Source organism: Klebsiella sp. V115_8 (assembly GCF_029967715.1).
In the GTDB taxonomy this organism is placed as follows: Bacteria; Pseudomonadota; Gammaproteobacteria; order Enterobacterales; family Enterobacteriaceae; genus Klebsiella; species Klebsiella quasipneumoniae.
Genome location: NZ_JASCAR010000022.1, coordinates 133,476 through 146,843, shown reverse-complemented (window position 1 = coordinate 146,843; position 13,368 = coordinate 133,476). Strand labels below are relative to the sequence as shown.

The following is a 13,368-nucleotide window of genomic DNA, read 5'->3' as shown; positions in this document are numbered from 1 at the left end:
AGCACAGGATAAGCATGCTCGATCCCAATCTGCTGCGTACCGAGCCAGACGCAGTCGCAGAAAAACTGGCACGCCGGGGCTTTAAGCTGGATGTAGATAAACTTCGCGCGCTTGAAGAGCGTCGTAAAGTTCTGCAGGTGCAAACGGAAAACCTGCAGGCGGAGCGCAACTCCCGATCGAAATCCATTGGCCAGGCGAAAGCGCGCGGGGAAGACATCGAGCCATTACGCCTGGAAGTGAACAAACTCGGCGAACAGCTGGATGCCGCAAAATCCGAGCTGGAAGCGCTGCTGGCGGAAATCCGCGATATCGCGCTGGCGATCCCGAATATTCCTCACGATGACGTGCCGGTTGGCCGTGACGAAAACGACAACGTTGAAGTCAGCCGCTGGGGCACGCCGCGCCAGTTCGATTTCGACGTGCGCGATCACGTGACGCTGGGTGAAATGCACGGGGGGCTGGATTTTGCCGCCGCCGTTAAGCTCACCGGTTCGCGCTTCGTGGTGATGAAAGGCCAGCTGGCACGTCTGCACCGCGCCCTGGCGCAGTTCATGCTGGATCTGCACACTGAACAGCATGGCTATAGCGAAAACTATGTCCCGTACCTGGTTAACCAGGACACCCTGTATGGCACCGGTCAGCTGCCGAAATTCGCCGGCGACCTGTTCCATACCCGTCCGCTGGAAGAAGAGGCTGACAGCAGCAACTACGCGCTGATCCCGACGGCGGAAGTGCCGCTGACCAACCTGGTGCGTGATGAAATTATCGATGAAGACGATCTGCCGATAAAAATGACCGCCCATACGCCGTGCTTCCGTTCCGAAGCAGGTTCTTATGGTCGCGACACCCGCGGTCTGATCCGTATGCACCAGTTCGATAAAGTTGAAATGGTGCAGATTGTCCGTCCGGAAGACTCGATGGCGGCGCTGGAAGAGATGACCGGCCACGCCGAGAAAGTGCTGCAGCTGCTGGGCCTGCCTTACCGTAAGGTCGCGCTGTGCACCGGCGATATGGGCTTCAGCGCCTGCAAAACCTATGACCTCGAAGTGTGGGTCCCGGCGCAGAACACCTACCGTGAGATCTCTTCCTGCTCCAACGTCTGGGATTTCCAGGCGCGTCGTATGCAGGCTCGCTGCCGCAGCAAGTCCGACAAGAAGACCCGTCTCGTTCATACCCTGAATGGTTCTGGCCTGGCGGTCGGTCGTACCCTGGTGGCGCTGATGGAAAACTATCAGCAGGCCGATGGCCGTATCGAGATCCCGGAAATCCTGCGCCCGTATATGCGCGGCCTCGAATATATCGGTTAATTTTTACCTTCTCCCTTAAAAGCGCCTGCGGGCGCTTTTTTTACATCCTTATTGATACCGGGCAATAATCCCATCCGCGAATGCAGTGATACTCCCTTTGGATTAAACCAGCATAAAAAACCAATAATATTTCAAAGCCTTATATATATGACTATATAGCGCTTGTCAGTTTATTGTGAGCAACCAAAGCGAGTATCCATGAAAATTAAAGCCCCCGATGCTTTACTGGCTGCTGAGGTAAGCCGCCGTGGTCTGATGAAAACCACGGCAATAGGCGGCCTGGCGCTGGCCAGCAACGCACTAACGTTACCCTTTTCCCGTATGGCCCACGCCGCCGACACGCCTGCCCCGGCCAGTGAGAAGGTGGTCTGGAGCGCCTGCACCGTCAACTGCGGTAGCCGCTGCCCGCTGCGCATGCACGTGGTGGATGGCGCGATTCAATACGTCGAAACCGATAATACCGGTGACGATAACTATGACGGCCTGCATCAGGTGCGCGCCTGCCTGCGCGGGCGGTCTATGCGCCGCCGGGTTTATAACCCCGATCGGCTGAAATATCCGATGAAGCGCGTAGGCAAACGCGGTGAGGGTAAATTCGAGCAAATCAGCTGGGAAGAGGCGTTCGATATCATCGCCAGCACGACGCAGCGCCTGATTAAAGACTACGGCAACGAGTCCATCTATCTGAACTACGGCACCGGCACGCTGGGAGGCACGCTGACCCGCTCCTGGCCGCCGGGGAAAACCCTGATTGCCCGTCTGATGAACTGCTGCGGTGGGTATCTCAATCATTACGGCGATTATTCATCCGCGCAGATTGCCGCAGGGTTGAATTACACCTACGGCGGCTGGGCGGATGGCAACAGCCCGTCGGATATTGAAAACAGCCAGTTAGTGGTGCTGTTCGGCAACAACCCCGGCGAAACGCGGATGAGCGGCGGCGGGGTGACCTACTATCTTGAGCAGGCGCGCCAGAAATCCAATGCCCGGATGATCATTATCGATCCGCGCTATACCGACACCGGCGCCGGACGCGAAGATGAATGGATCCCGATTCGCCCCGGTACCGATGCGGCGCTGGTATCGGGTCTGGCGTGGGTGATGATCACCGAGAATCTGGTCGATCAGCCGTTCCTCGATAAATACTGTGTGGGATACGACGAGAAAACTCTGCCTGCCGATGCCCCGGCCAATGGCCACTATAAAGCCTGGATCCTTGGCCAGGGCGCCGACGGTATCGCCAAAACGCCGGAGTGGGCCTCGACCATAACCGGTATTCCGCGCGAACGCATTGTTAAACTGGCGCGCGAAATTGCCAGCGCCAAACCGGCCTATATCAGCCAGGGCTGGGGGCCGCAGCGTCACGCCAACGGCGAAATCGCCACCCGGGCTATCGCGATGCTCGCCATTCTGACCGGTAACGTCGGGATCAACGGCGGCAACAGCGGCGCGCGCGAGGGCTCCTACAGCCTGCCGTTTGAGCGCATGCCGACGCTGGAGAATCCGGTTCAGACCAGCATCTCGATGTTTATGTGGACCGATGCGATTGAGCGCGGCCCGGAAATGACCGCCCTGCGCGATGGGGTGCGTGGCAAAGATAAGCTCGATGTGCCGATCAAAATGATCTGGAACTATGCGGGCAACTGCCTGATCAACCAGCACTCAGAGATTAACCGCACCCACGAGATCCTGCAGGACGACAAGAAGTGCGAGATGATTGTGGTCATCGACTGCCATATGACCTCGTCAGCGAAATACGCCGATATTCTGCTGCCGGACTGCACCGCCTCTGAGCAGATGGATTTCGCGCTGGATGCTTCCTGCGGCAACATGTCCTACGTCATCTTTGCCGACCAGGCCATCAAGCCGCGTTTCGAATGCAAAACTATCTATGAGATGACCAGCGAGCTGGCGAAGCGCCTCGGCGTCGAGGAAAAATTTACCGAAGGCCGTACCCAGGAAGGCTGGATGCGCTATCTGTATGAGCAGTCGCGTACAGCGATTCCCGACCTGCCGGATTTCGACACCTTCCGTCAGCAGGGCATCTATAAGCAGCGCGATCCGCAAGGGCACCATGTGGCTTATAAAGCCTTCCGTGAGGATCCGCAGGCTAATCCGCTGACCACGCCTTCGGGCAAGATTGAAATCTATTCGCAGGCGCTGGCGAAAATCGCCGCCACCTGGGAGCTGCCGGAAGGCGATGTCATCGATCCGCTGCCGATCTACACCCCGGGCTTCGAAAACTACAACGATCCGCTGACGGCGAAATACCCGCTACAGCTGACCGGCTTCCACTATAAATCGCGCGTCCATTCAACCTACGGCAACGTCGATGTACTGAAGGCTGCCTGTCGGCAGGAGATGTGGATTAACCCGATCGATGCCCGCCAGCGCGGCATTGCCAACGGCGATCGCATTCGCATCTTCAACGACCGTGGGGAAGTGCATATCGAAGCGAAGGTGACCCCGCGCATGATGCCGGGCGTGGTCGCGCTGGGGGAAGGGGCCTGGTATAACCCGGACGCCTCGCGCGTGGATCAGGCGGGCAGCATTAACGTGCTGACCACCCAGCGCCCCTCGCCGCTGGCGAAGGGGAACCCGTCGCATACCAACCTCGTCCAGGTTGAGAAGCTGTAAGGAGTAGCCGATGACAACTCAGTATGGATTTTTTATTGATTCCGCCCGTTGCACCGGTTGCAAGACCTGCGAACTGGCCTGTAAGGACTACAAAAATCTGACCCCGGAGGTCAGCTTCCGCCGCATTTATGAATATGCCGGCGGCGACTGGCAGGAGGATAACGGCGTCTGGAATCAGAACGTGTTCGCCTATTACCTCTCCATCGCCTGTAACCATTGCGAAGATCCGGCCTGCACCAAGGTCTGTCCGAGCGGAGCGATGCACAAGCGCGAAGACGGTTTTGTGGTGGTCAACGAAGAGGTGTGCATTGGCTGCCGTTACTGCCATATGGCTTGTCCTTACGGCGCGCCGCAATATAACGCCGACAAAGGCCATATGACCAAGTGTGACGGCTGCCACGAGCGCGTCGCCGACGGGAAAAAGCCGATCTGCGTCGAGTCCTGTCCGCTGCGGGCGCTGGATTTCGGGCCGATTGCCGAACTGCGCGCTAAGCACGGCCAGCTGGCGGCGGTGGCGCCGTTGCCTTCGGCGCACTTTACCCGGCCGAGCATCGTGATCAAACCTAACGCCAATGCCCGGCCGTGTGGCGATACCACCGGTTACATGGCAAACCCGAAGGAGGTGTAAGATGGGAAACGGATGGCATGAATGGCCGCTGATGATCTTTACGGTCTTCGGCCAGTGCGTCGCGGGCGGCTTCATCGTCCTGGCGCTGGCGCTCATGACGGGCAAGCTTTCCCGTGAGCAGGAGCAGCGCGTGGTGGGTAGCATGTTCGGCCTGTGGGTATTGATGGGGATCGGGTTTATCGCCTCGACAATGCACCTCGGTTCGCCGCTGCGGGCCTTTAACTCGCTCAATCGCGTAGGGGCCTCATCGCTGAGTAATGAGATAGCCAGCGGGGCGATCTTCTTCGCCGTCGGCGGGATTGGCTGGCTGCTGGCCGTGTGTAAAAAGCTGCCTGCCGGACTGCGTAGCCTGTGGCTGGTAGCGACCATGGCGCTTGGGGTGATCTTCGTCTGGATGATGGTGCGGGTCTATAACACCATCGACACGGTGCCGACCTGGTATACCGTCTGGACGCCGCTGAGCTTCTTCCTGACGCTGTTTATCGGCGGCCCGCTGCTGGGCTACCTGCTGCTGCGCGTCGCAGGCGTCGACGGTTGGGCGCTGCGCCTGCTGCCGGTGGTCACTTTACTGGCGCTGCTGGTGAGTATCGTGGTGGTCCTGATGCAGGGGAGTGAACTCGCCACTATCCGCAGCTCAGTTCAGCAGGCCTCCGCCCTGGTGCCGGATTATGGGCTGCTTATGGCCTGGCGCGTGGTGCTGCTGGCGCTGGCCCTGGCCTGCTGGTGCGTGCCGCAGATCCGCGGTCGCAAGCCGGCGGTCTCGCTGCTCGGCCTGGCGTTTGTTCTGGTGCTGGCGGGAGAGATGATCGGCCGCGGCGTATTCTATGGTCTGCATATGACCGTCGGGATGGCTATCGCCAGTTAATCAGCGTCATCATGCCGGCGCAGGCGTGCCGGCATGATGAAAACGTGCTGTCGATAGATGAAATTTTTCGACTGAAATTAACAGCAAGATTTATTAATAAATTAAGAAAAACAACAGCGTATTATCTGTTGCCTCATCTTTATCCGTTCTGTGGATAAAAAACTTCTATCGTGCCCGGCAAAACCGCGTCAGGCCTGATTTCAGGTGGATTGACAATGTTTTTAGCGGTGGCATGATTCGCTCGCGATCTGAACATTCCTCACGGTTTTTACCCATGACCATCTACACCCGGCCAGTGCAAATGCTGCTCTGTGGCCTGCTTTTACTGACCCTGGCGATAGCGGTGCTGAATACGCTCGTCCCGCTCTGGCTCGCCCATGAAAATATGCCAACCTGGCAGGTCGGCATGGTAGGGTCATCCTATTTTACCGGCAATCTGGCCGGTACGTTGCTTGCCGGCTGGGTGATCAAGCGCCTGGGGTTTAACCGCAGCTATTATCTCGCGTCGTTAATATTCGCCGTCGGCTGCGTAGGGCTGGGGATCACCGTGGGCTTCTGGACGTGGCTGAGCTGGCGTTTTATCGCCGGCGTAGGCTGCGCGATGATTTGGGTGGTGGTGGAAAGCGCGCTGGTCTGCAGCGGCACTTCACGCAGCCGCGGTCGTCTGCTGGCGGCGTACATGATGGTCTATTACGTCGGTACCGTACTGGGCCAGCTGATGGTCAGTAAACTCCCCACCGATTTAATGAGCGTCCTGCCGTGGGTGACGGGTCTGGCGCTGGCGGCGATCCTGCCGCTGCTGTTTACCCGCATCATGGGGCAGGCCGAAGAGCCGCATGAAACGGTACGTATCTGGCCGATGCTGAAGCTGCGCCAGGCGCGCCATGGGGTCAATGGCTGCATTATCTCAGGGATTGTCCTCGGCTCGCTGTATGGTCTGATGCCGCTGTGGCTGAACCATCAGGGCGTCAGCGACGCCGGCATTGGCTTCTGGATGGCGGTGATGGTTAGCGCCGGGATCCTCGGCCAGTGGCCGGTAGGGCGCCTGGCAGACCGCTACGGTCGCCTGCTGGTGCTGCGGGTGCAGGTGTTTGTGGTGATTCTGGGATGTATGGCGATGCTCAGCCAGGCGGCGATGGCGCCGGCGCTGTTTGTGTTGGGCGCTTCGGGCTTTACCCTCTATCCGGTGGCGATGGCCTGGGCCTGTGAAAAAGTGGAGCACCATCAGCTGGTGGCAATGAACCAGGCGCTGTTGATGAGCTATACCATCGGCAGCCTGCTGGGCCCGACGCTGACGGCGATGCTGATGCAGAACTTCTCGGATAACCTGCTGTTTATTATGATCGCCAGCGTGTCGTTTATCTATCTGCTGACCCTGCTGCGCAAAGCCGGGCATCATCCAACGCCGGTGGCGCACGCCTGACCCTGTAGCGCGCAGCGCATGCTGCGCGTCATCCGTTTTAATAGCCTGTGCTTACTGCAGTAGAGCCGTCTTGCATAAGAATGCAACGGCTGGACGGTAACAGCTTCCCACGCCGTTGCAGGCCGGCATAAGCGCATCACCGGCCCGGTGGGATTAGTACATCACTTTGTGCCCATATTGCTCAAGGATGCCTTTGACTCGCTCCATGGTCTCTTTCTTCGGCGGATGGACGCCGTCCAGCTTGTACTCTTCGCCCATCGCTACCCATTTGTGTTTGCCCAGCTCATGGTAGGGCAGCAGTTCGATTTTTTCGACATTACCCATATCGCGGGTAAATTCGCCCAGGCGGTGCGCGGAATCATCATCGTCTGACCAGCCCGGAACTACCACGTAGCGGATCCAGACATTGATATTCTTCTTCGCCAGATACTGGGCGAATTCCAGCGTACGATGGTTAGAGACACCGACCAGGTTCTGGTGAATCTCATCGTTCATCTGCTTGAGATCCAGCATCACCAGGTCTGTTACCTCCAGCAGTTCGTCGATAACGGGATCGTAGCGACGAACAAAGCCATTGGTATCGAGACAGGTATGAATACCTTCCTTCTTACAGGCGCGGAACCAGTCGCGAACAAACTCCGCCTGCAGGATCGCTTCGCCGCCCGATGCGGTGACGCCGCCGCCGGAAGCATTCATAAAGTGACGATAGGTCACTACCTCTTTCATTAACTCTTCAACGGTGATTTCTTTGCCGCCGTGGGTATCCCAGGTATCACGGTTATGGCAGTACAGGCAGCGCATCAGGCAGCCCTGGAAAAAGGTAATAAAGCGGATGCCCGGGCCATCAACGGTGCCACAGGATTCAAAGGAGTGAATGCGACCAATAACTGACATTGCGGTGTTTTCTCCAGATGTGGCCCATCCGGGGCCGTGTTGGTGCACAGCTCAGCGGCTGTGTCGAGTCTGTTTTGACAGATACCCAAAGTATAGATAACTGGCAAAGCAGGCTAGGGCGGGGATTGCTTGTTAAAAAGGCCCCACTGATGTGGGGCCTTTATTGTACGCTTTTTCAGTCAGACAGGGAATTACATGGTCTGAGTGAAGGTACGGGTAATAACGTCCTGCTGCTGTTCTTTAGTCAGGGAGTTAAAACGTACAGCGTAGCCAGATACGCGGATGGTCAGCTGCGGATATTTTTCCGGGTTTTCCATCGCGTCGAGCAGCATTTCGCGGTTCATCACGTTCACGTTCAGGTGCTGACCACCTTCGATGGACGCTTCGTGGTGGAAGTAACCATCCATCAGACCCGCCAGGTTGGTCTTACGAACTTCGTCATCTTTACCCAGCGCGTTCGGTACGATAGAGAAGGTGTAAGAGATACCATCTTTCGCGTAAGCAAACGGCAGTTTCGCTACGGAGGTCAGAGAGGCAACAGCACCTTTCTGGTCACGGCCGTGCATCGGGTTAGCACCTGGTCCGAACGGCGCGCCAGCGCGACGACCGTCTGGGGTGTTACCGGTTTTCTTACCATATACCACGTTAGAGGTGATGGTCAGAACAGACTGAGTCGGGATCGCGTTGCGGTAGGTGTGCAGTTTCTGAATTTTCTTCATGAAACGTTCAACCAGGTCAACGGCCATGTCATCGACGCGAGCATCGTTGTTACCAAACTGCGGGTATTCGCCTTCGATTTCGAAGTCGACAGCCAGACCGTCTTCGTCACGAATCGGTTTAACTTTCGCATATTTGATTGCAGACAGGGAGTCAGCAGCAACGGACAGACCCGCGATACCACACGCCATGGTGCGGATAACGTCACGGTCGTGCAGCGCCATCAGAGAGGCTTCGTAGCTGTACTTGTCGTGCATGTAGTGGATGATGTTCAGCGCAGTGACGTACTGTTTAGCCAGCCAGTCCATGAAGTGATCCATGCGTTCCATCACTTCGTCGAAGTTCAGAACGTCGCCTTTGATCGGTTCAGATTTCGGACCCACCTGCATTTTCAGTTTTTCATCCACGCCGCCGTTGATAGCGTACAGCATGGTTTTTGCGAGGTTGGCGCGAGCACCGAAGAACTGCATTTGCTTACCAACAACCATCGGGCTTACGCAGCATGCGATAGCGTAGTCGTCGTTGTTGAAGTCCGGACGCATCAGGTCATCGTTCTCATACTGCAGAGAAGAGGTATCGATGGACACTTTAGCAGCGAATTTCTTGAAGCTCAGCGGCAGTTTTTCAGACCACAGGATAGTGATGTTCGGCTCCGGAGACGGCCCCATGGTGTACAGGGTGTTCAGGAAGCGGAAGCTGTTTTTGGTCACCAGAGTACGGCCGTCAACGCCCATACCGCCGATGGATTCTGTTGCCCAAATCGGGTCACCGGAGAACAGTTCATCGTATTCCGGGGTACGCAGGAAGCGAACCATACGCAGTTTCATGACCAGGTGGTCAACCATTTCCTGCGCGTCTTGCTCGGTGATTTTACCCGCCTGCAGGTCACGTTCGATGTAGATATCCAGGAAGCTGGAGGTACGACCGAAGGACATTGCCGCGCCGTTCTGAGATTTAACGGCAGCCAGGTAGCCGAAGTAGGTCCACTGGATAGCTTCCTGAGCGGTGGTCGCCGGACCGGAGATGTCGTAGCCATATTTAGCCGCCATCTCTTTGATCTGGCCCAGCGCGCGGTGCTGTTCAGCGATTTCTTCACGCAGACGGATGGTCGCTTCCAGATCTTCGCCGCTTTCCAGTTTCGCTTGCAGAGAGTTGAACTGGGCGAATTTGTCTTTCATCAGGAAGTCGATACCGTACAGCGCAACGCGACGGTAGTCACCGATGATACGACCACGGCCGTAAGCATCCGGCAGACCAGTCAGCACGCCGGATTTACGGCAGCGCAGGATGTCCGGAGTATAGACGTCGAAAACGCCCTGGTTGTGAGTTTTACGGTACTCAGTGAAGATTTTTTTCAGCATCGGGTCCAGCTCGCGATTGTACGCTTTGCAGGAACCTTCAACCATTTTAATACCACCGAACGGGATGATCGCACGTTTCAGCGGCGCTTCGGTCTGCAGACCAACGATTTTTTCCAGACCTTTCTCGATATAGCCTGCGTCGTGAGAGGTGATGGTGGAAGCCAGGGCAGTGTCAAAATCAACAGGCGCGTGAGTGCGGTTTTCCTGTTTTACACCTTCCATTACGCTGTCCCACAGCTTGGTGGTCGCTTCAGTCGCGCCAGCCAGGAAGGATTCGTCGCCTTCATATGGGGTGTAGTTTTTCTGAATAAAGTCACGGACGTTGACTTCATTCTGCCAGTCACCTTTCGCAAAACCTTCCCAGGCTGTGGCTAACTTTTCATTAAGCTCGGACATGTAACACCTACCTTCTTAAGTGGATTTTTTATTTACTGCCTGAAACAACCCTTAGTGATGGTCGTTGCCACGCAGGTAAATGACCCAGTATGTCAACCCGACCAGCAGACCCCCGCCGATAATGTTCCCGATAGTCACCGGAATCAGGTTATCAGTGATGAAGTTCATAACGGTCAAGTGAGAGAAACTTTCCGGAGTCGAACCGATTGCGGTCCAGAATTCCGGGCTTGCAAAGTTGCGGATTACGATACCCATCGGGATCATAAACATGTTGGCGATGCTGTGCTCAAAGCCGCTGGCAACGAACATCGCTACCGGCAGGACCATGATCATCGCTTTATCCATCAGGCTACGACCGGAATAGCTCATCCATACGGCGAGACAAACCATCAGGTTAGCGAGGATACCCAGGCTCACGGCCTCCACAAAAGTATGGTGCATTTTGTGGTCAGCGGTCTGCAGGACATTGAGCCCCCAACCGCCGTTGGCAGTCATATATTCGCCTGATAACCACATCAGCAGCACAAACAGCAGTGCGCCCACCAGGTTACCAAAATAGACGTTGAGCCAGTTTTTTGCCAGTTGCCCCCAGGTAATTCGACCGCTGGCTTTCGCCACCACGATCAATACCGTAGAGGTAAAGAGGTCAGCGCCGCAGATAATGCACAGAATCAGACCCAGGGAAAAACAGACCCCACCGATAAGCTTGGCAATCCCATAAGGCATCGCGGCAGTGCCGGTGGTCGCGGTGATATAGAATACGAAAGCGATGGAGATGAAAACGCCAGCGGTGATCGCCAGATAAAAGGTCTTCATCGGATGCTTCGTTGCTTTATAGACACCTGCTTCTTCGGCGACTTTCGCCATCGCGGCAGGGAGCAAAAGATCAAAAGGGTTGTCAGCTTTCACACTAACTCTCTCTTTATATAAGTTGGCGGTGAGATACTAACAAAGCATTATAGAAGGGAAATTGATATAGATCATATCTCACCGGAACTATATGCCTTTTTAGTGTGTGGTTTTTGTGTTTTTAGTGGTTAACTGATTGAATATTATGAAGAAAATAAATTTTAAAATTTATAAGTTATGTTGAATTTTTTCGTTTTCACGCCATTTTTTGAGTTAATTAATATGGAGTATTTTATTTAAAATTAACGAATGGTAAATCTTATAAGCGCATTATTTACTATTAATTAACTTTGCAACTACAAACTATAGTGGCCGCCTCGTCAGGTGAAATCAACGGAGCCGCATTGGGCTCCGTTGCTGGTCACCACGATGGCGCGCTTAGGGCTTATTTTGCCCAGAACGCCGCCTTCGCTCGCTGCAGTTTTTCATAAGCCTTCAGCAGCGACTGATGGGCCGGGAAAGCCTGCAGATCGCTGTCGACAGCCTGAAGGCCATAGAACGGCGCTTCCCCGCTCAGCGCCGCGCTGGCGGCTTCGACCGCTTCGGCGCCGTACATACGGATAAAGGCGTTCAGGTATTGCAGCGGCTGACGCTCCTCTTCCTGGCTCAGCAGCAGCAGGGTCTGCAGGCAGCGATAGTAGTTAGCGCGTTCCGCGCTGAAGACCGAAGCGTTGAACTCCATGGTCCACTCGGTCCAGATCAGCGCCTGCTCCAGATCGCCGCCGGCCAGGGCCAGCATGGCTTTCAGCTCGCCGACGCGCAGGGTATACCAGCCGTTGTCTTTGCCGGTGGCGAGGCCCAGCAGTTCGCGAACGCGGGTGAAATCATCCAGGCCTTCATCGTCCATCTGCTCGATCAGCGCCAGGTAATCTTCTTTTTCCCACTCGCTGCCCGGCAGGGACAGAATGGTGTCGCGCAGATGAGCGCCCATGCTGTTGTTCGCCAGCCACAGATCTTCCGCCGGGTAAATATCCGACATCCCCGGGACGATGATACGGCAGGCGTAAACGCCCAGGTGCTCGTAGTCGGCGATATACACTTCTTTATCTTCGGCCTTGAAGATGGCCATCAGGGTGGCGAACTCTTCTTCTGTGGTGCCGGAGAAGCTCCAGTCAACGAACGGATAGTCGGCATCCTGCTTGAACATATCCCAGGAAATCAGGCCGCTGGAGTCGATAAAGTGGGTTTCGAGGTTAGCATGCTCGGCGACTTCTTCGTCGTCGAAGGTCGGCGGCGTGAAGACGTCGAGATCTTTCAGGCTGCGGCCCTGCAGCAGTTCGGTGACCGTACGCTCCAGCGCCACGCCGAAGTCCGGATGGGCGCCGAAAGAGGCGAAGCAGGTGCCGTTTGCCGGGTTAAACAGCACGACGCAGATAACCGGATACTTGCCGCCCAGCGAGCCATCATAGGCAAAGATCGGGAAACCTTCGGCTTCCAGTTTGGCGATCGACTCCACAACGCCCGGATAGCGCGCCATGACCTCCGCCGGGATCTCCGGCAGGCTGATGCTTTCGGCGATGATGCGGTTTTTGATATGGCGCTCAAAGACTTCGGACAGGCCCTGCACGCGAGCTTCATTACGGGTGTTGCCGGCGGACATGCCGTTGGAGACATACAGGTTGCCGACGATATTCATAGGAATATAGACCGTTTCGCCGTCGGACTGGCGGGTAAAGGGCAGGCCGCACACGCCGCGCTCATCGTTACCGGATTGCAGATCCACCAGCATGCTGGCCGTCAGCTGATCGTCCGGATCGTAGAACGCGAGCAGGCGGGCATCCAGCAGACCTTCCGGGACGTCGTCGTTTTCGGTCAGCGGGAACCACTTTTCGTTCGGGTAGTGAACGAACGGGCCGTTAGCGATAGTGTCGCCTAACCAGAAGTCAGCGAAAAAATAGTTGGTGGACAGGCGCTCGAAATATTCGCCCAGCGCGGAGGCGAGGGCTGCCTTTTTGGTGGCGCCTTTACCATTGGTAAAGCACAGCGCGCATTCCTTATCGCGAATGTGAACGGACCACACGTGCGGCACCGGGTTCAGCCACGAGGCCTCTTCGATATCAAATCCGAGGTCGAGCAATTTTTGCTGGAAGCGAGCGATGGAATCTTCCAGGGCGGCATCTTTGCCGGGAATAAACGTTTGGGTCATGGCGATCACTTTTGTCGTACGGAAAGCGCGCAATGATACGGCTTTTATCTGACAGGTGCTATCTCCATCATCTGGCTATGCTTAG

At 56.1% G+C, this 13,368-nt stretch carries 9 protein-coding genes; 5 read left to right on the top strand and 4 right to left on the bottom strand.

Going from position 1 to position 13,368, the window contains the following annotated elements; translation table 11 throughout:
• Positions 1-14: 14 nt before the first annotated feature.
• The 5 genes from serS (at position 15) to QLG03_RS06710 (ending at position 6,860) form a co-directional block, all read left to right on the top strand.
• Entirely contained in the window at positions 15-1,307 is a 1,293-nt protein-coding gene (gene serS, locus QLG03_RS06730) for a serine--tRNA ligase (protein WP_004201371.1), read from the top strand.
• 198 nt (positions 1,308-1,505) lie between these two features.
• On the top strand, positions 1,506-3,944 hold the full coding sequence (gene dmsA, locus QLG03_RS06725; RefSeq protein WP_044521912.1) for a dimethylsulfoxide reductase subunit A: 2,439 nt from the start codon (positions 1,506-1,508) through the stop codon (positions 3,942-3,944).
• Between the two features lie 10 nt (positions 3,945-3,954).
• Positions 3,955-4,572 (top strand): DMSO/selenate family reductase complex B subunit, encoded by a 618-nt coding sequence (locus QLG03_RS06720; RefSeq protein ID WP_180265787.1) that lies wholly within the window; start codon positions 3,955-3,957, stop codon positions 4,570-4,572.
• A 1-nt stretch (position 4,573) separates the two neighbouring features.
• Positions 4,574-5,437 (top strand): dimethyl sulfoxide reductase anchor subunit family protein, encoded by an 864-nt coding sequence (locus QLG03_RS06715; RefSeq protein ID WP_048297152.1) that lies wholly within the window; start codon positions 4,574-4,576, stop codon positions 5,435-5,437.
• A 274-nt stretch (positions 5,438-5,711) separates the two neighbouring features.
• Positions 5,712-6,860, top strand: a complete 1,149-nt coding sequence (locus tag QLG03_RS06710) for an MFS transporter (RefSeq protein ID WP_008805851.1) — start codon at positions 5,712-5,714, stop codon at positions 6,858-6,860.
• A gap of 153 nt (positions 6,861-7,013) precedes the next feature.
• Here QLG03_RS06710 and pflA read toward each other — a convergent pair whose 3' ends face one another.
• From pflA to ycaO, 4 genes are all read right to left on the bottom strand, one after another.
• Positions 7,014-7,754 (bottom strand): pyruvate formate lyase 1-activating protein, encoded by a 741-nt coding sequence (pflA, locus tag QLG03_RS06705; RefSeq protein ID WP_002898145.1) that lies wholly within the window; start codon positions 7,752-7,754, stop codon positions 7,014-7,016.
• Between the two features lie 191 nt (positions 7,755-7,945).
• Positions 7,946-10,228 (bottom strand): formate C-acetyltransferase, encoded by a 2,283-nt coding sequence (pflB, locus tag QLG03_RS06700; RefSeq protein WP_023289014.1) that lies wholly within the window; start codon positions 10,226-10,228, stop codon positions 7,946-7,948.
• A gap of 51 nt (positions 10,229-10,279) precedes the next feature.
• Positions 10,280-11,137 carry a formate transporter FocA gene (gene focA / locus QLG03_RS06695; protein WP_023289015.1) on the bottom strand — a complete coding sequence of 286 codons (858 nt, stop codon included), beginning with the start codon at positions 11,135-11,137 and terminating at the stop codon, positions 10,280-10,282.
• Positions 11,138-11,522: 385 nt separating this feature from the next.
• Complete coding sequence (gene ycaO / locus QLG03_RS06690; RefSeq protein ID WP_044521954.1) at positions 11,523-13,283, bottom strand: 30S ribosomal protein S12 methylthiotransferase accessory factor YcaO; 1,761 nt, start codon at positions 13,281-13,283, stop codon at positions 11,523-11,525.
• Between the last annotated feature and the right edge of the window lie 85 nt (positions 13,284-13,368).

Coding starts and splice junctions, on each gene's coding strand:
- pflA (WP_002898145.1), bottom strand. CDS start 7,754: ATGTCAGTTATTGGTCGCATTCACTCCTTTGAATCCTGTGGCACCGTT.
- dmsA (WP_044521912.1), top strand. CDS start 1,506: ATGAAAATTAAAGCCCCCGATGCTTTACTGGCTGCTGAGGTAAGCCGC.
- QLG03_RS06715 (WP_048297152.1), top strand. CDS start 4,574: ATGGGAAACGGATGGCATGAATGGCCGCTGATGATCTTTACGGTCTTC.
- serS (WP_004201371.1), top strand. CDS start 15: ATGCTCGATCCCAATCTGCTGCGTACCGAGCCAGACGCAGTCGCAGAA.
- QLG03_RS06720 (WP_180265787.1), top strand. CDS start 3,955: ATGACAACTCAGTATGGATTTTTTATTGATTCCGCCCGTTGCACCGGT.
- ycaO (WP_044521954.1), bottom strand. CDS start 13,283: ATGACCCAAACGTTTATTCCCGGCAAAGATGCCGCCCTGGAAGATTCC.
- QLG03_RS06710 (WP_008805851.1), top strand. CDS start 5,712: ATGACCATCTACACCCGGCCAGTGCAAATGCTGCTCTGTGGCCTGCTT.
- pflB (WP_023289014.1), bottom strand. CDS start 10,228: ATGTCCGAGCTTAATGAAAAGTTAGCCACAGCCTGGGAAGGTTTTGCG.